At 70.3% G+C, this 16,886-nt stretch carries 14 protein-coding genes; 9 read left to right on the top strand and 5 right to left on the bottom strand.

Annotated elements, in window-relative coordinates:
- Positions 1-88: 88 nt before the first annotated feature.
- Both OG718_RS37375 and OG718_RS37370 read right to left on the bottom strand, forming a co-directional pair.
- Positions 89-1,279, bottom strand: coding sequence for a lipid-transfer protein (locus OG718_RS37375; protein ID WP_328846286.1), 1,191 nt, complete (start codon positions 1,277-1,279; stop codon positions 89-91).
- On the bottom strand, positions 1,276-3,525 hold the full coding sequence (locus tag OG718_RS37370; protein ID WP_328846285.1) for an acyl-CoA dehydrogenase: 2,250 nt from the start codon (positions 3,523-3,525) through the stop codon (positions 1,276-1,278). The genes OG718_RS37375 and OG718_RS37370 overlap by 4 nt, the downstream gene beginning before the upstream one ends.
- A 232-nt stretch (positions 3,526-3,757) precedes the next feature.
- On the opposite strand from OG718_RS37370, the gene OG718_RS37365 reads away from it, so the two are divergent.
- The 9 genes from OG718_RS37365 to OG718_RS37325 all read left to right on the top strand — a co-directional run bounded on the left by OG718_RS37365 (position 3,758) and on the right by OG718_RS37325 (position 13,204).
- On the top strand, positions 3,758-5,539 hold the full coding sequence (locus OG718_RS37365; protein ID WP_328846284.1) for an MFS transporter: 1,782 nt from the start codon (positions 3,758-3,760) through the stop codon (positions 5,537-5,539).
- A 140-nt stretch (positions 5,540-5,679) separates the two neighbouring features.
- Complete coding sequence (locus tag OG718_RS37360; RefSeq protein WP_143632833.1) at positions 5,680-6,330, top strand: class I SAM-dependent methyltransferase; 651 nt, start codon at positions 5,680-5,682, stop codon at positions 6,328-6,330.
- Between the two features lie 152 nt (positions 6,331-6,482).
- Positions 6,483-7,496, top strand: a complete 1,014-nt coding sequence (locus OG718_RS37355) for an AraC family transcriptional regulator (RefSeq protein ID WP_328846283.1) — start codon at positions 6,483-6,485, stop codon at positions 7,494-7,496.
- Positions 7,497-7,611: 115 nt separating this feature from the next.
- On the top strand, positions 7,612-8,118 hold the full coding sequence (locus OG718_RS37350; protein ID WP_143631464.1) for an RICIN domain-containing protein: 507 nt from the start codon (positions 7,612-7,614) through the stop codon (positions 8,116-8,118).
- A gap of 103 nt (positions 8,119-8,221) precedes the next feature.
- Positions 8,222-8,743, top strand: a complete 522-nt coding sequence (locus OG718_RS37345) for an RICIN domain-containing protein (protein WP_260694813.1) — start codon at positions 8,222-8,224, stop codon at positions 8,741-8,743.
- Entirely contained in the window at positions 8,731-9,933 is a 1,203-nt protein-coding gene (locus tag OG718_RS37340) for a sialidase family protein (RefSeq protein WP_186000966.1), read from the top strand. Before OG718_RS37345 ends, OG718_RS37340 begins: the two co-directional genes overlap by 13 nt.
- 149 nt (positions 9,934-10,082) lie before the next feature.
- On the top strand, positions 10,083-11,060 hold the full coding sequence (locus OG718_RS37335; RefSeq protein WP_328846282.1) for an N-acetylmuramoyl-L-alanine amidase: 978 nt from the start codon (positions 10,083-10,085) through the stop codon (positions 11,058-11,060).
- A 158-nt stretch (positions 11,061-11,218) separates the two neighbouring features.
- Positions 11,219-12,061, top strand: a complete 843-nt coding sequence (locus OG718_RS37330) for a hypothetical protein (RefSeq protein WP_328846281.1) — start codon at positions 11,219-11,221, stop codon at positions 12,059-12,061.
- 132 nt (positions 12,062-12,193) lie between these two features.
- Positions 12,194-13,204, top strand: coding sequence for an LLM class F420-dependent oxidoreductase (locus tag OG718_RS37325; protein WP_143631477.1), 1,011 nt, complete (start codon positions 12,194-12,196; stop codon positions 13,202-13,204).
- Between the two features lie 42 nt (positions 13,205-13,246).
- Here OG718_RS37325 and OG718_RS37320 read toward each other — a convergent pair whose 3' ends face one another.
- Genes OG718_RS37320 through OG718_RS37310 form a run of 3 tightly spaced genes read right to left on the bottom strand, consistent with a single transcriptional unit; the run spans position 13,247 to position 16,804 of the window.
- Positions 13,247-14,005, bottom strand: coding sequence for a hypothetical protein (locus OG718_RS37320; protein WP_328846280.1), 759 nt, complete (start codon positions 14,003-14,005; stop codon positions 13,247-13,249).
- Positions 13,992-15,587 carry a vWA domain-containing protein gene (locus tag OG718_RS37315; protein ID WP_328846279.1) on the bottom strand — a complete coding sequence of 532 codons (1,596 nt, stop codon included), beginning with the start codon at positions 15,585-15,587 and terminating at the stop codon, positions 13,992-13,994. Before OG718_RS37315 ends, OG718_RS37320 begins: the two co-directional genes overlap by 14 nt.
- Positions 15,584-16,804, bottom strand: a complete 1,221-nt coding sequence (locus OG718_RS37310; protein WP_328846278.1) for a hypothetical protein — start codon at positions 16,802-16,804, stop codon at positions 15,584-15,586. Before OG718_RS37310 ends, OG718_RS37315 begins: the two co-directional genes overlap by 4 nt.
- Between the last annotated feature and the right edge of the window lie 82 nt (positions 16,805-16,886).

Genomic DNA, 16,886 nt, shown 5'->3' with positions numbered 1-16,886 from the left:
GTGCCCCGTACATCGGAATTTCGCTGCACGATCCGTCCGCCCCGGGACCTAGGACCCCGGCCGCCCTTCCTCATCCGCCCGGCCCCGCTCAGCCCCGCCTCAGCAGGGTCACCACCGCCGCGCCCCCGAGCCCTATGTTGTGCGCGAGCCCCACGCGCGCTCCCGTCACCTGCCGGGCCGCCGCCTCGCCCCTCAACTGCCATACGAGTTCGGCGACTTGGGCTATTCCGGTGGCGCCCAGGGGATGCCCTTTGGAGATGAGGCCGCCCGAGGGGTTCACCACCCACTGTCCGCCGTACGTCGTCGCGCCCGACTCCACGAGCTTCCCGGACTCCCCCTCCTCGCACATGCCGAGCGCCTCGTACGTCAGCAGTTCGTTGACGGAGAAGCAGTCGTGGAGTTCCACGACGTCGACGTCCTCGATGCCGAGCCCGGCCCTCTCGTACACCTGCCGGGCGGCGGCCCGTGACATCGGCTGCCCGACGACGTCGATGCACGACCCGGACGCGAACGACTCCTCCGTGTCCGTGGTCATCGCCTGCGCGACGATCTCCACGGCCCGCTCCCCCAGACCGTGCCGTTCCACGAACCGTTCCGACACGACGACGGCCGCGGCGGCCCCGTCCGAGGTGGGGGAGCACTGGAGTTTGGTCAGCGGCGCGTGCACGGTACGCGCGGCGAGGATCTCGTCGACCGAGTAGACGTCCTGGAACTGGGCGTAGGGGTTGTTCGCCGAGTGCCGGTGGTTCTTGGCTCCCACGGCCGCGAGCTGCGCCTCGGTCGTGCCGTACTTCTCCATGTGCTCGCGCGCCGCGTCCCCGAAGATCTGGGCGGTGGGCGGCGTCATCTCGAAGCCGTGCCGCGCCGCCATCACGGCGTAGTGACGCGCAACCGGCGACGTCTTGAAGTCACCACCGTCGGCACCGCCGCCCAGCGCGCCCCGCGCCATCTTCTCGAACCCCACCGCCAGTACGCAGTCGCTCGCGCCGCCCTCGACGAACTGCCGGGCGAGCATCAGCGCGGTCGAGCCGGTCGCGCAGTTGTTGTTCACGTTGTAGACGGGCACTCCGCTCAGGCCGAGTTCGTAGACGGCCCGCTGTCCGGCCGTGGAGGCCTGGAAGCAGTAGCCGACGGGCACCTGCTCCACGGCGTCGTACGAGATCCCGGCGTCCGCGAGGGCGCCCGTGCCCGCCTCCCGGACCATGTCCCAGTACTGCCAGTCCCTGGTCTCCGGCTTCTCGAACCTGGTCATGCCCACACCGACGACGTACGCCTTCATGACTCTCCCCGGTCTTCCGCTCGCTGGTCCCTCGGCAGGCCGAGGATGCGCTCCGCGACCACGTTCAGCTGCACCTGCGTCGTCCCGCCGGCGATGGTCAGACACCGGCTGAGCAGGAATCCGTGCACGGCCCGCTCCCCGGCGCCCTCACGCAACGCACCGGCCGGGCCGAGGAGTTCGAGTGCCAGCTCGGCGACCTTCTGCTGGTGCGCGGTCTGGACGAGCTTGCGTACGGAGGCACCGGCGCCCGGGTCCACGCCCGAGACCTGCCGCATGGTCGTACGGAGTCCGATGCAGCCCAGCGCGTGGGCCTCCGCGATCAGGGTTCCGACGCGTTCCCGTACGGTGTCGTCGAGGCCGGCGGAGCGGGCGACGATCGCTTCGAGGCCGGTGCCGAAGGTCAACTGGTCGGCCATGTGGACGCGTTCGTTGCCGAGGGTGTTGCGTGCGACCCGCCAGCCGTCGTCGACCGAGCCGACCACGGCGTCGGCGGGCAGCACGACGTCGTCGAAGTAGACCTCGTTGAAGAGCGATTCGCCGGTGATCTCCTTCAGGGGACGGATCTCGATGCCGTCCGTCTCCTTCATGTCGACGACGAAGTACGTGAGCCCCTTGTGCTTGGGCGCGTCCGGGTTCGTCCGGGCGAGGAGGATCCCGTAGTCCGCCCACTGGGCCGAACTCGTCCACACCTTCTGTCCGTTGACGCGCCAGCGCCCGTCCGCCGTCCGCTCGGCCCGCGTGCGGAGCGAGGCGAGGTCGGACCCGGCCCCCGGTTCCGAGAAGAGCTGGCACCACAGCACGTCCCCGCACAGCGTCGGCAGCAGATACCGCTCCTGCTGTTCCGGGGTCCCGTAGGCGATGAGCGACGGTACGACCCAGGTGGCGATCCCCAGGTCACCGACGCGCACTCCTGCTGCGGCCAGTTCCTCCTGTACGGCGAGCTGCTGGACGGGCCCGGCACCGAGTCCGTACGGCGGGGGCAGATGGGGCGCGGTATATCCCGTGGGCGCCAACTCCCTTCGTACGGCGGCCGGTTCGAGGCCGCGTACGCGCGCGATCACGGCGCGGGCCGCCACCCGGTGCCGCGCGGCCTCCGCCTCGGGAAGCTCCGTACGGAGTTCGCGTCTCGCCCCGTTCTCCGCCGCTCCGACCGCCCGCAGAAGGTGCCCGCCACCGAGCAACTGTCGTGCCACCAGGGCCCGTCGGAGGTAGAGATGTGCGTCGTGTTCCCAGGTGAAACCGATGCCGCCCAGCACCTGGACGCAGTCCTTGGCGCACGAGAGGGCCGCGTCGAGCGCGACACCTGCGGCGAGGGCTGTCACCAACTGCCGTATGCCGTCGGGTTCTTGTACGGCACGGGCCGCGTCCCACGCCAGCGCGCCGGCCCGCTCGACGCGGACCAGCATGTCGGCGCACAGGTGTTTGATCCCCTGGAACTGCCCGATGGGCCGGCCGAACTGCTCCCGCACCTTCGCGTACTCGGCCGCGGTCTCCAGCGCCCACGCGGCGGTCCCGCACGCGTCGGCGGCGAACACGGCGGCGGCGAGGTCCCGCACGAGCGCCGAGTCGACGTCGAGGACGCGGTCGGGCGGAACGCGTACCGCCGTGGCCACCACCTCGGCGGTCGCGCGCGTCGGGTCGGCGCTCTCGTGGACGCGGACGCACAACTGCGCGGCATCCACCACCATCCACAGCGTGCGGCCGCCCGGCGCCCCCACCCGCGACCCCGACCCCGATGCCGATGCCGATGCCGATGCCGATGCCGCCAGGATCAGCAGGTCCGCGTCGCCGCCGGACAGTACGGGCGGAGCCGTCCCGTCGAGCACGTACCCGTCCCCGTCCGTGTCGGCCACGGCGGTCAGCGTCCCGGGACTCAGGGCGACGGCCCCGATCCGCTCGCCCTCCGCCACGTCCCGTACCAGTTCCTCGGCCGCGGCGCCCGCCCTCGCGAGCACCAGCGAGGCGAGAGCGTTCGCCGCGTACGGCCCGGGGAGCGCCGCCCGCGCGGCCTCCTCCAGTACGACGGCGAGGTCGAGCACCGTCCCGCCGCCTCCTCCGCACTCCTCCGGGAGGTGCACCCCGAGGAATCCCTGGGCGGCGAGCGCGTCCCAGTGGGCGGGGCGTCCGCCCTGGCCGCCTGGTGCGTCGAGCAGCTTGCGCGTTTCCTCGGGTGGCACCGTCCGGGCGATCCAGCCGCGTACGGCCTCGGCCAGGTCCCGCTGTTCCCGCGTGATCCCGATCCCCATGCGGCGCAGACTAGAACACGTTCCAATCTGACGGAAGGTCAGATACCGGCGGATCCACTTCCGGCCCGCATCCGGCCCGCTTCCGATCCGCCCCTCACCCACTCCCCCGCCACTTCTCCACGTAATGAGAAAGTCAAGAATTCGTTAGCGGCTCGAAGCAACGGAATAGTTGCCTGGGCGCACGGGGTTCACCCTGCACCTACCCCGCTCTCGCCTCTGGAGGCAGCACGTAATGACCCGGACAACGACGGAACCGCGCACGCGAAGGCCCAGCGGCAGCGGAATCGTTCCGGTGCTGGCCTTCGCGGGCATCGTTGTCGCGGTGATGCAGACCCTGCTCGTGCCGGTCATCAAGGACCTGCCGGAGCTGCTGGGCACCTCGCCGAGCAACGCCACCTGGGTGATGACCTCGACCCTGCTCGCGGGCGCCGTGGCCACACCGATCATGGGGCGCCTCGGCGACCTGTTCGGCAAGCGGCGCATGCTGATCGCGAGCCTGGCCGTGATGGTCGTGGGCTCGCTGATAGCCGGCTTCACCAGCGAACTGCTCGTGATGATCGTCGGCCGTGCCCTACAGGGCTTCGCGATGGGCGCCATCCCGCTCGGCATCGGCCTGATGCGCGACGAGCTGCCGCGCGAGAAGCTCGGCTCGGCGATGGCCCTGATGAGCTCCTCGATCGGCGTCGGCGGCGGTCTGGCCCTGCCGGTCGCCGCCCTGGTCGCGCAGCACGCCGACTGGCACGCGCTGTTCTTCGGCTCCGCGGGCCTCGGCGTCCTCTCGATTCTGCTCACCCTCGTCTTCGTACCGGAATCGCCGATGCGCGCCGAGGGCACCTTCGACGTCTGGGGCGCGCTCGGCCTCTCCGCCGGTCTCGTCCTCTTCCTCCTGCCGATCACCAAGGGCAGCGACTGGGGCTGGACGTCCGGCACCACGCTCGGCCTGTTCGGCGCGGCGGCCGTCGTCCTCCTCCTGTGGGGCCTGATGGAGCTGCGCGTCAAGGCGCCGCTGGTCGACCTGCGCACCACGGCCCGCCGCGCTGTGCTCTTCACCAACCTCGCCTCGATCATGGTCGGCGTCGCCTTCTACGCCGTCTCGCTCGTCCTGCCCCAGCTCCTCCAGCTGCCCACCTCGACCGGCTACGGCCTCGGCCAGTCCATGGTCGTCGCGGGTCTGTGCGTGGCGCCGCTCGGCCTGACGATGATGTTCACGGCGCCGGTGTACGCCCGTATCTCCGCCAAGTACGGCCCCAAGGTCACCCTGATGATCGGCATGCTGGTCATCGCGGTCGGCTACGGCGCCGGACTCGGCCTGATGAGCGCCGCCTGGCAGACCATCGTCATCGCCGTCGTCCTGGGCGCGGGCATCGGCCTCGCGTACTCCTCGCTGCCCGCACTGATCATCGGCGCGGTCCCTGCGTCGGAGACCGGCGCGGCGAACGGCCTCAACACGTTGATGCGCTCGATCGGTACGTCCGTGTCCAGTGCCGTGATCGGCATGGTCCTGGCGAACACGGCCGACCAGGTGGGCGGCGTCGCGGTGCCCACGATGACGGGCTTCCGGGTGTCCTTCCTGATCGCCACGGGTGCGGTGCTGCTGGGGCTGGTGTTCGCGGCGTTCCTGCCGGGGCGGCGGGCCGCGGTGAACGCGGAGAAGCCGCATCTGGTGGCGTCCAGCGAGGACGCCGAATACGGCGAGGTCTCGGCTGAACCGGCCCCGGCCGGCCAGACCGCTCGGGCCGGTTTCCGTGGCCGCGTCCTCACCGCCGACGGTGTACCGGTCGCGCGGGCCAAGGTCACGCTGATCGACCGGCGGGGGCGGCAGGCGGGGGCGACGCTCTCCGGGGAGGACGGCGGCTATGCGCTCGCCGTGCCCGCCGGGGGTGCGTATGTGCTGGCCGCGAAGGCTCTGGGCCACGGGCCGCTGGCCTCGTCGGCCACGCATCCGGGGGACGACCGTGCGGTCGAGCTGGATCTCTCACTGCCCGGCGTGAGCGTTCCGATGGGGGCGTCGTAGTTCGTCTGCGGGTCAGTGGGGGCTGGTCGCGCAGTTCCCCGCGCCCCTGAGAGGGCGGGGCTGCGCCCCTGCCCTCTCAGGGGGCCGGTTGTGGTGCCACCATGGGGCGCCCGGACACCCGTACGACCTGGAGGAACCCCATGCCCGCCGCGCCCGAGCCGGAGATTCTCGCTGCCTTTGAGGGTGCCAAGGGGTTCATGCCCGTGGGGGAAGGGCTCGCGTTGTACGGGGCTGCCGTCGAGGCGGGGCGGCTGGGGCTGCCGCTGCTGGAGGTCGGTACCTACTGCGGGCGTTCCACGGTCCTGCTGGCCGGCGCTGCGCGTGAGGCCGGTGTCACGGCGGTCACCGTCGACCACCACCGCGGCAGCGAGGAGCAGCAGCCGGGCTGGGAGTACCACGACCCGGCGACGGTCGACCCGGAGCTGGGCGTCATGGACACGCTCCCGACCTTCCGCCGTACGCTCCACCGGGCAGGTCTGGAAGACCACGTGGTCGCCGTCGTCGGCCGCTCTCCGCAGATCGCCGCCTTCTGGAACTCCCCTCTCGGCCTCGTCTTCATCGACGGCGGCCACACCGACGAACACGCGACCGGCGACTACGAGGGCTGGGCGCCCCATGTCGCCGAGGGCGGGCTGCTGCTCATCCACGACGTGTTCCCCGACCCGGTGGACGAGTTCACCGGACAGGCGCCGTATCGCGTGTATCTGCGGGCGCTGGAGTCGGGCGCGTTCACGGAGGTCTCGGTGACGGATTCGCTGCGGGTGCTGCGGCGGACGGGCCCAGGGGTCTGAAGTCGGGGGTCTGAAGCTGAGGGGTGGTCGCGATGTCCGGCCCGAGTCGGCTTCCCGTGGCACCCGAATGCACCGTATGAAGATTGAAGTACCCTCCGCACGGGCGGAATTGGGCGGCGGCGCGCCCGGCGGCCGGAGAGGGACGGGGCGGGATGATCGGGACGGTGTTCCGGAGCGAGGACGTGCCTGCGGAGCACAGGTTCGACTACTGGCGTGAGCTGGTCCACCGGGCGATCGCACCGAGCGACATCACCAGTGACCACGCCGCCGACTTCTGGGCGGAACAGCGCCTGCTGGAGCTGGGGCCCGCGATGGTGTGGCCGGTGTCGTTGGTGCCGACGAGGTTCCGGCGGACCGAGAAGATGGTGCGGCAGTGCGACCCCGAGATGTACCACTTGTCACTGGTGCTCGGCGGTGGGCTGGGGGTCGACCACATCGGACGGGCCGACCTGTACGGCCCACGCGACCTGTGGGTGACCGACACCTCGGAGCCGTACGAGGTGCGACCGCCGCACGACGGGGACCGCCGCCTGGTCACGGGTGTGGCCGTGGACTTCCCCAAGGCACTGCTGCCCCTGTCGCCGGACCGGGTCCGGGAACTGCTGGGTCGGCGGCTGTCGGGACGGGAGGGGACCGGCTCGCTGCTGACGGAGTTCCTCATCGGTCTCGACCGGCAGGCCGACTTCCTCCAGCCGTCCGACGCACCGCGCCTGGGTACGGTCCTGATCGATCTCCTCTCGGCCTGGTTCGCCCAGGTGCTCGACGCGGAGGACGCCCTGCCGCCGGAGACCCGACACCGGGCCATGACCGCGCACATACGGGCGTTCATCCGGCAGAACCTGCACGACCCGGAGCTGACACCGCCGGTGATCGCCGCCGCGCATCACATCTCCGTCAGCTATCTGCACCGGCTCTTCCAGGAACCGGCGTCGGGCGGGGGCGAGACGGTCGCCGCCTGGATCCGCCGTCTGCGACTGGAGGGCGCCCGGCGCGACCTGACGGACCCCGCGCTGCTCGCCGTCCCGATCCACACCGTCGCCGCCCGCTGGGGTCTCCCGCGCGCCTCCGACTTCGCCCGCGCCTTTCGCACCGCGTACGGGCTCACGCCCAAGGAGTACCGGCTCCAGGCTCTTTCCTCGCCGGAGCAGACGGAGCAGGCGGAGTAGACGCAGAGCGCAGTATCTGTGGACTCGTTGCTCACGACACTCCCAGGAGCCCCACCGCATTCTGACCGGGTACGTCTCGCACACCGTTCCCGACCGGACCGAGGGGCACATCACCATGTCCAAGACCACGAAAATCATCGCGCGAGTCGCCTCAGTGGCCACCACGGCCGCCTGCGCACTGGCCTTATCCACGGCGGCCCACGCCGAAGCGGCCGCCTACAAGACTCTCGTCAATCTGAACAGCGGAAAGTGTCTGGCCGTTCCCAATTCGAGTACGGCCAACGGCACCGGCCTGATCCAGTGGACCTGCAGCGGCGACGGTGAGCAGCAGTGGCAGCTGGAAGGGGTGGAGGGCGGAAACGGCGACCGCTACCGCGTCCGGAACCTGAACAGCAACAAGTGTCTCGCCATGCCCAGCGCCAGCACGGCCAACGGCACCCAGGCCGTTCAGTGGACGTGCAACGGCGGCAGCGAGCAGATCTGGATCCACGACAGCATCAACCGCCTGCGGAACCTGAACAGCGACAGATGCCTGGCCGTCCCCAACGCCAGCACGGCCAACGGCACCGAAGCCATTCAGTGGACCTGCTCCACGAGCACGGACCAGCGGTGGCTCTGGTAGTGATCAACCGGGGTGGCCCTCTTTCGGAGGGCCACCCCTCGTTCTCGAACACGCAGAAAGGGATGAGCAGTTGACCAGGAGCAGAGCGTCAGCAACCTCCAGGGTGCGAAGACGAGCCGTCGGGCTGGCGGCCCTGGCCCTGGTGGGCGCGCCGGCCCTCACGGGCTCCTCGCTGACGGGCACGGCGTCGGCCGCCGAGAGCGCGGCGACCGCCGCGGCCGCCGAGACCCCCGTCTACGCCCGGCTCTACAACCAGGGCACCGGAAAGTGCCTCGCCGTCCCCAGCGCCAATCCGGCCAACGGGGTCGTGCTGATCCAGTGGACCTGCAGCACCAGCGCGAGCCAGTACTGGACGCTCGAACCCGTGACGAACGGCTACCGGGTGCGCAACCAGGCGACCGGCAAGTGCCTCTCCATCGGGAGTTCGAGCACTGACGGGGGTGCCAAGGCCATCCAGTGGCCGTGCAGCGCCAACACCGACCAGGTCTGGGCCCACGACGAGACCGACCGGCTGCGGAACGACAACAGCTCCCTCTGCCTGGCCATCCCCAACAGCACCACGACCAACGGAACCGAGGCCATGCAGTGGACCTGCTCGGGGAGGGACCAGCAGTGGCTCTGGTAACGGGACAGCGGCCCTCGGGAGCACCTCGGCCGATCTACCTGACGACGTTCCTCACGCTCGTCGCCGCCCTCCTCGCGGCCCTCCTCGTCTCCCCCGACAGCGCGTCCGCCGCGGGGGTCTCCGACGTGAGGACGGTCCACACGAACCAGGAGACCGAGGGCGACGGCCCCCGCGTCCCCGACATCATCAGCACCAGCGCGAACAACGCGGTCGTGGCCTGGCGGGAGGGCACGCTGCCCGGCAGGGTCGACGAGGGGTACATCCGGTACTCGTACACCACCGACGGCGGCGCGAAGTGGTCCCACCCGAAGGTGCTGGCGCAGGAGACCAGTGAGTACCTCTGGCACTACGTCACCCTCTACCAGGTGGGCGACGAGCTCTTCGCGTATCTCGGCCGCACGCCGGTCCTGGACGACAGCGAGACCGACGGCGACGGAAACAACGACAACGGTCTGCCGATCAACGACATCGTCGTCAAGCGAAGCACCGACCAGGGGCACACCTGGCAGGACTACGCCGTCGACATGCCGCTCGACGACCCGGCCACCGCGGCCGACGAGGGCCTGGGGAACCTCGCCTTCGCCGGACGTCCGCTCCAACTGGCCAACGGGGATCACGTCATGCCGTACTGGGCGTCGGGCAGGGAGAACGGGGTGCTGTACTCCACCGACCTCAAGAAGTGGGTCGCCCGCCCCGCCATCCCGGACCCGAACAAGTACATGGGCGGCGAACCGCAGCTCACCGTCTCGCAGGACGACCCGAACAAGCTGGTCATGGTCGCGCGCAGCAACTACGCCGTGTCGAAGGTCTCCGCGGTGACGGCCACCAGCGCCGACGGCGGTCTGTCCTGGACCGACTGGGCCCTGGACAGCAATGTGCCGTCCAACGACTCCAAGGTGTTCTTCACCACGGACAGCGCCGGCCGGTATCTGACCATCGCGAACACCTCCCTCGATGCCAGTGCCTACCGCAAGGTCCTGAACTACAAGGTCAAGAGCCCCGGCAAGGCATGGGGAGCCGCCAAGCTGTTCGCCGACGGCCCCGCCGACGACCCGACACCGGCCGGCACGGGCGCGGGCTGGGACACGTACCCGATGGCCGACGAGTACGCGCCCGGCAAGTTCTTCGTCGTCTGGGAGCACGACACGTCGGCCATCAAGGTGAGCAGGCTCGACATCTCCGACACGTAGGCATCCGGCCCGACAGAGGTACGTGCCGAAGGCGGGCCGGAGTCCCCGATCAGGGGCGCTCCGGCCCGCACCGCGTGGTCATCGACGCCGTCAGCAGCGTGGAGTAGGGAAACCTGCGGACCCCGGGGGCTGCCCGTAAGGTGGCAGGCGTGTCGTACGTAGGTCCTGACTTCGAACCTCCCCGTCCCCCGCGCCACCCCCTGCGCGGCCCCCTGACCGTCGCCGTCGCCGCGCTCGTGCCGGGCGCGCTGGTGGGCTGGCTGGTGTGGCAGGCCGTGGGGGACTCCGGCGGGGACGCACAGGCGTCGCCCTCGTCCGCGTCCTCCTCGTCGGGCCGGTCCGCCGCGCCGGGCTCCTCGGACGACGGCAAGGAGCAACCCGGCGACACCGGCCGGACGAGCGACAGCGAGAAGCCCGGCGGGTCGCCCTCCGCCTCGGCCCCCGCCGCCTCCGGCCCGCTCAAGGGCAAGGTCGTCGTCATCGACCCCGGTCACAACCCCGGCAACTTCCAGCACACGTCCGAGATCAACCAACAGGTGAACATCGGGACGAACTCGAAGGAGTGCGACACAACGGGTACGGCGACCAACGACGGTTACACCGAGGCGAGGTTCACCCTCGACGTCGCCCGTCGTATGCGCACCGTCCTGGAGAAGGAGGGCGCCACCGTGAAGTTCACGCAGGACGGCGACCGCTCCTGGGGCCCGTGCGTCGACGAGCGGGCCGAGATCGGGAACAAGGCCGACGCCGATGCCGTGGTGTCGATCCACGCGGACGGCGCGGGCGCCGGCAACCGCGGTTTCCATGTGATCCTGCCCGGCTCCGTACACTCCGGCGCGGCCGACACCCGGCCGATCGTGGCCTCGTCCCGCGAACTCGGCGAGCGCGTCGCGGACGGTTTCCTGCGCGTCACCGGCAGCGCCCCCTCCAACTACATCGGCGGCGGCACCGGTCTGGACGTCCGCAAAGACCTCGGCGGTCTCAATCTGTCAACGGTTCCGAAGGTCTTCATCGAGTGCGGCAACATGCGCGACAGCAAGGACGCCGCACAGCTGACCAGCAGCGCGTGGAGGCAGAAGGCGGCGCAAGGAATCTCTGAGGGAATCGTGAGTTTCCTGCACGGGTAGTGACCAGCGCACATATCCGGGCGGACACCCCTGTAGGCCTGACGATAGTGTCGTCCCTACGATGAGGGGCCACCCCCGCGCTTCACACCGCGGCCTTACGGCGACATGGTGACAGCGACGCCTCCACCGATGACGAGACGACTGACGAAGGACCTGAAGTGAATATCCGCTCCCTCACTCGAGGCGACGGCGTGGTGATCGGAGCAGCGGTTCTGCTGTTGATCGCGTCGTTCCTCGACATTTACTCGATCGACGGGGCCAGCGACAGCGCCGACATTCCCAACGCCTGGGGAAGTGGCCCTCTCCTCCTGAGCGTCACCTTCGCCGGCCTCATCGGCGCCGCGTTGATCGTCGTCGCCCGCGGCCTGCCGCAGCTGCCGAAGGTCGCCGGTCTCGACCTCGGCCCGTTCGGCATCGCCTTCACGGTGTTCGCCGCCTGGAGCGCGCTCGGGAACATCTTCGACCCGGCCGGCGGCTTCGACAACAACGGCGGTCTCACCAACTTCGGGGCGGGCACCGGCCTCATCCTCAGCCTGGTCGCCACGCTGGCCCTCGCCGGCGCCGCGGTCGCCACTCCCCTCGTACCGGCCCTCAAGGGCCCCCTCCTCCCCGCCCCCAAGCCGGCCGCCCCGCAGCCGTACGGCGGTCAGCCGCAGGGTGGTTACGGCTACCCGGGCGCCGGTGCCCCGCAGCCCGGCCAGCCCTACGGCGGTCAGCCGCAGCCGGGTCAGCCCGGTCAGCCGTTCGGTACGCAGCCCCAGCCGCAGCAGGCGCAGGCCCCGCAGGCGCAGCCGCCCGCCGGGGACTTCTCGCCGTTCTGGTTCGCCGTACCGGTGCCGCGTCCGCTGTTCTCGGAGGACGGTTCGCCGACGCCGATCGCCGAACTGGCGCCGGGCACCTGGTACCTGGCCGTCGAGCAGCGCGGCCCGAGCCTGGTGGCGCAGACGCAGGACGGCCGCCGCGGTGTTCTGCAGGACACGTCCGGGATCCAGCGCGGCTGACACACACCGCCGCCGGTTTCCGCCACGGCCCTCCACCCTCACGAGCTCTTCGACGCTCTTCCGGGTGGGGGGCCGTTCGGCGTACAGTCGCCGGGGTATCCGACATCTGACGGGCCGTCAGGAGTGGTGTGCATGCGGCTAGGACTCGCTCTCGGTTACTGGGGACGCGGTCCCTCGGCGGACCATGTGCCCCTCGCCCAGGAGGCGGAGCGGCTCGGTTACGACTCCGTGTGGACCGCCGAGTCCTGGGGCTCCGACGTCTTCACGCCGCTCACCTGGATCGCGGCGCAGACCTCAAGGATCAAGCTGGGTACGGCGATTGCCCAGATGGCCGCCCGCTCCCCCACCACGACCGCGATGCACGCGCTCACGCTCGACCATCTCTCGGGCGGGCGTGTGATGCTCGGCCTCGGTCTGTCGGGACCGCAGGTCGTCGAGGGCTGGTACGGGCGTCCGTTCCCCAGGTCGCCGCTCACCGCGACCCGGGAGTACGTCGACGTCGTACGCCAGGTCCTCAGGCGTGAGGCGCCCGTGGAGCTGGACGGGCGGTTCCACTCGCATCCGTACCGGGGCGAGGACGGGACGGGGATCGGCAAGGCGCTCAAGCCGATCACGCATCCCCTCCGTGCCGAACTGCCCATCCTCCTCGGCGCCGAGGGGCCGAAGAACATCGCGCAGACCACCCGGATCGCGGACGGCTGGCTGCCGCTGTACTGGTCGCCGATGCGGACGGACGTGTACGAGGCCTCCCTCGAAGCGGCTCCCGAGGGCTTCCTGGTCGCGCCCATGGCCCGGGCGAAGGTCTGTGACGACGTCGCCGAGGGGCTGCTGCCCGTGAAGGCGATGCTCGGCTTCTACATCGGTGGCATGGGGCACGCGGCACGCAACTTCCATGCCGACCTGATGGCACGGATGGGCTTCGAGGAGGAGGCCCGCCGTATCCAGGAGCTGTTCCTGGCGGGCCGTCGCGAGGAGGCCGTGCTCGCCGTGCCGGACGCGTTCGCCGACGAGATCTCACTCGTCGGCCCGCGCGAACGGATCGCGGAGCGGCTGGAGTTGTGGCGGAAGGGTCCCGTGACGGACCTGCTGGTGCTGTCACCGGACCGGCTCACCCTTCGCACGCTGGCAGAGCTCAACTCCTAGTGTGTCCACAGGGACCGGCAGTTCCCCGCGCGAAGGCGACTGTCAGCGAAATATGGCGATCGCCTCCAGCGTGACCTCGCGGCTGTCCGACCGCCAGCCGGTCATCTTGCCCAGGCAACGCGCCTGGAAGGTCCCGTCGTTGATCCGCTCGCCCCGCAGGCCGCCGGCGGCGCAGGTGACACGGACGTGGGCGGGCTGGCCGGGGTCCCCGTACGGGGCGCGCAGCACGATCTCCTCGGCGGAGTCCGACTCCACCAGGAAGCGGCCGCGGACCGAGACGAACTCCTCGATGTCGCTGAGCGCGAGGCCGCCCCGGCCGGCCTCCGGGCCGAGGGCCTCGGCGAGGGCACGGTTCGGGGTGACGTCCCCGGAGCGCAGGTCGGCGTGGACGATGACGTCGGCGCGCTCGAAGGCGTCCATGAGCATCCCGATCACGGAGATCGGCTCGCTCTTCTGGACGTAACTGCTGAACTTCTCCTGGCTGATGTCCCGGTTGGCCTTGACCGTCCACGGCAGCAGCCTGCCCCAGAGGCCCAGGCTGGTGTTGACGTTGGTCCGGTGCTCGACCGCCTGCTCCAGCGCCGCGCTGTAGTTGCCGATCCGGTAGAGGTCCATCACCGCCTTCTCGTCGAGGTAGAAGCAGATGCTGTACGCGGACCGCTGCCCGAGGGCCCGCCGTCTTCGCTCGCGGACGTGCCGCGCCAGCACGACACCGAGCGCCACCAGACCGGCCGCGGTGACCAGCCACACCGTCATCCAGGGCCACCACACACCCCACCACTGCGCGTCAACGACAGCCACGGATCTCCTTGAACGCCTCGGAAAGGGATGAGCCCTGCGCGTCCACCATGCGTCCGCCCGTCTTCGTGGCCGCGCGCCGCAGTGCGCCGGCGTCGGCCTCTCCGAAGTGCACGGGGTAGGTGTGGACCGCGGCGCGGGTTTCGGCCGCCCGCGCCTCGTAGCGGCGTACGAACTCCTCGTACGCGATACCGGAGTTGTTCTCGCCGTCCGTCATCAGGACGATGGACACGGCCCGTTCGGGGTCGTCGGCCACCACGGTCGAGGCCGTGCGGTAGCCGTGGTCGAGGGCGGTCCAGACGGCGGTCGCGTCGCCGTAGCCGCCGCGCGCGACGACGTCGGCGAGCGTCTTCAGGTCCTTCTGCCCGTCGACGGTGACGGTCCTCTCCTCCAGTACGCGGCCGCCGAACCGTACGACGGTGAGCCGCTCGCCCTGGTAGAAGCGCGCGAACTTGCCCGTCGCGGAGGAGTCCGCGCCGCTGAGGTCCGCGAAGGCCTCGCGCAGGGCCGCCATGCGCTCGCCGCGCATCGACCCGGAGAAGTCGAGCAGGAAGATCACCTGGTCGGGGACCCGTCGCCGGGGATCGCCGTAGTCGTCCAACAGCCGTTCCACGACACGCGGTTGGTCGGGGAAGTAGAGCGCGTTGCCGACCGGGGCGCGCAGTTGTCCGTCCCGCCGGACGGACGGGCTCACCGGCCGCCGCAGGGCCGTGCGCATGATCTTCTCCTGTACGGAGTCCCGCCCGATCCACTCCACGACCTTGTCGTAGGCGGCCCGTCGGTCCGGGTCGTCCGGGTCGAGGAGCAGCAGGGGGAAGTCGGCGAGGACCATGCCGTCCTCGGGGCGGACGATCTCCAGCTTCTCCTTCAGCCGGCCACCGGAGTTGAGGGCGAGCAGGTCGGACTCGTAGGTGATGAGGGCGTTGGCCGTGCCGGGGTGGTCGACGAAGTCGTCGAGCAGGTCGCGGGTGGAGTCGGCGGTGAGTTTCTGGCCGGAGCGGAAGCCGCGCAGCCGGTCGCAGGAGACGTCGTTCTCGCGCAGGGCGCCGCCGGTGCCCGCCGCGGCGGTCGCGACGCCGACGAGCGCGGCGAGCCCGCTGCCCGTCTGCCGTGGGTCGGCCATCCCGAAGCGTACGGTCCCGGTGGCGGCGGCATCGGCGATGTCGGCCCAACTGAGCCTGCCACCCGGTGACTTGGCGCGCAGCTCGCGGGCGACGTCCGGCCGCAGGCCGACGACGACCGGCGAGAGCATGGTCGGCGTACGCAGCAGCCGCTGGGCGGTGTCCTTGTGGCGCAGCCGGAAGGAGCGGTCGGTGGAGAGCCAGGCCAGGTCGTGCCCGCCGCTTCCCTTCCCGGTGCCGGGGGCCAGGTCGTCACCGGTGTCCGCGTCGGCCCGGTAGTCCATGTCGAGCTCGACACCGGTCTCGTCCCTCAACTCGTCGAGGAGCGGCTCCAGTACGGCGAGGTCGGGGCCGGCGAGGACGCGGAGGGTGGTCTTCTCGTCGTCGTCTCCGGTGCAGGCGGTGACGGTGACGGTCAGGGCGAGCGCCAGACACAGGGTCAGGACCCGGAGCCCGCGGCTCACTTGGGGTCCTTCTGCTGCTCAGGGCAGTCTCCGACGATCTGGATCATGCGCTCCAGGACGGACAGGCTGGGGAGGACCGCCTTGGTGTCGTCGGCCGAGGTGACGGGCGCCTGGATCCGGCGGTCGGTCAGGAACTTCGCCAGCTGGTCGCTCATCTCGTCCGCGGTGGCATCCCGCGGCCTGAAGCCCAACTCCACTGCCCGTGCCTGGAGTTCGGGGTTCCCCGTCACCAGTCGGCCGAGCCGTTCGCCGTCCTTGGTGAGGGCGACCAGCTGGGGTTCGGTGACGAAACGGGTGTCCGGGTAGAGGAGGACTCGGTCGGTGTCGGGCCCGCCCTTCGCTTTCTGGTGGCGGATCTGGTGGGCCAGGTACTGGTGCTCGTAGAAGACCGCTATCGGCGAGATGCTCTTGCCGTTCGGGGACAGGTACGTCTCGGCCATCTCGGCGGAGGGAAGGCCCTGTTCGACGAGCAGCGGCTTGATCTTCCGGGCGAGTTCCTCCGCCTCTCGCGTGCCGTTCGGAGCGTCGTTCCCGTGCCTCACGAAGGCGACGAGGCCGAGATATGTGCCGCCGGAGTTGGCCTGGCAGATGTTCGAGGTCTGGGCGAGGATCTTGTTGCCGTTCCGCACCCCGTGCTTCCTGATGCCGATGTTCTCCCAGCGTCTGCCGTCCGCGGTCAGCGTCAGGAACTTCGCCATGTTGAGCGTGTAGTAGAGCGGCTTGCCGCCGACACCGCCGTTCCGCTGGGGCTCTGCGACCCCCGCGTCCTTCAGCGTCTCGGCGTACGCCCGGTAGGTGCCCAGCACGATCGGGCTGACGAACGGCCGGTAGGTGAGCACCGGGTTGCCCGCCTTCGCCCGCTTGTTGGTGATCAGGTCCGCCGCGGGCTGTCCGGAGGGAAACACCACGTCGTATCCCTCGACGTCCTGGTTGGCGATGTCGCGGGAGCCCATGTTCGTGATGTGGACGCGGAACCCGTGTTCCATCAGGATGCGCCGGACCTCGGGGTCCTCGAAGAAGTCCCTCTTGGAGGCCATCTTGGCCTCGATCGTGACGACCCGGTCGAGCGGCATCAGCAGATGGCCGGTGGCGAGGAGCAGGACGAGGCCGACCACGGGGACCGGGAGTGTGAGAGCGAGTGTGCGGCGCAGGCGACTGCGCTCGGGTCTGTTGAGGACCAGACGGGGTTCCTCTGACACGGATCTGTTCGCGGACACCGGCGTCTCCCCCTAGCGTGGGGCAGGATCGTCGGTGACAGCGCTTACCGCCGAACCACCTCACGACGAACGGCAGTTGCAA

The organism is Streptomyces sp. NBC_00258 (genome assembly GCF_036182465.1).
Classification (GTDB): domain Bacteria; phylum Actinomycetota; class Actinomycetes; order Streptomycetales; family Streptomycetaceae; genus Streptomyces.
This window is presented reverse-complemented; position numbering and strand designations above follow the sequence as displayed.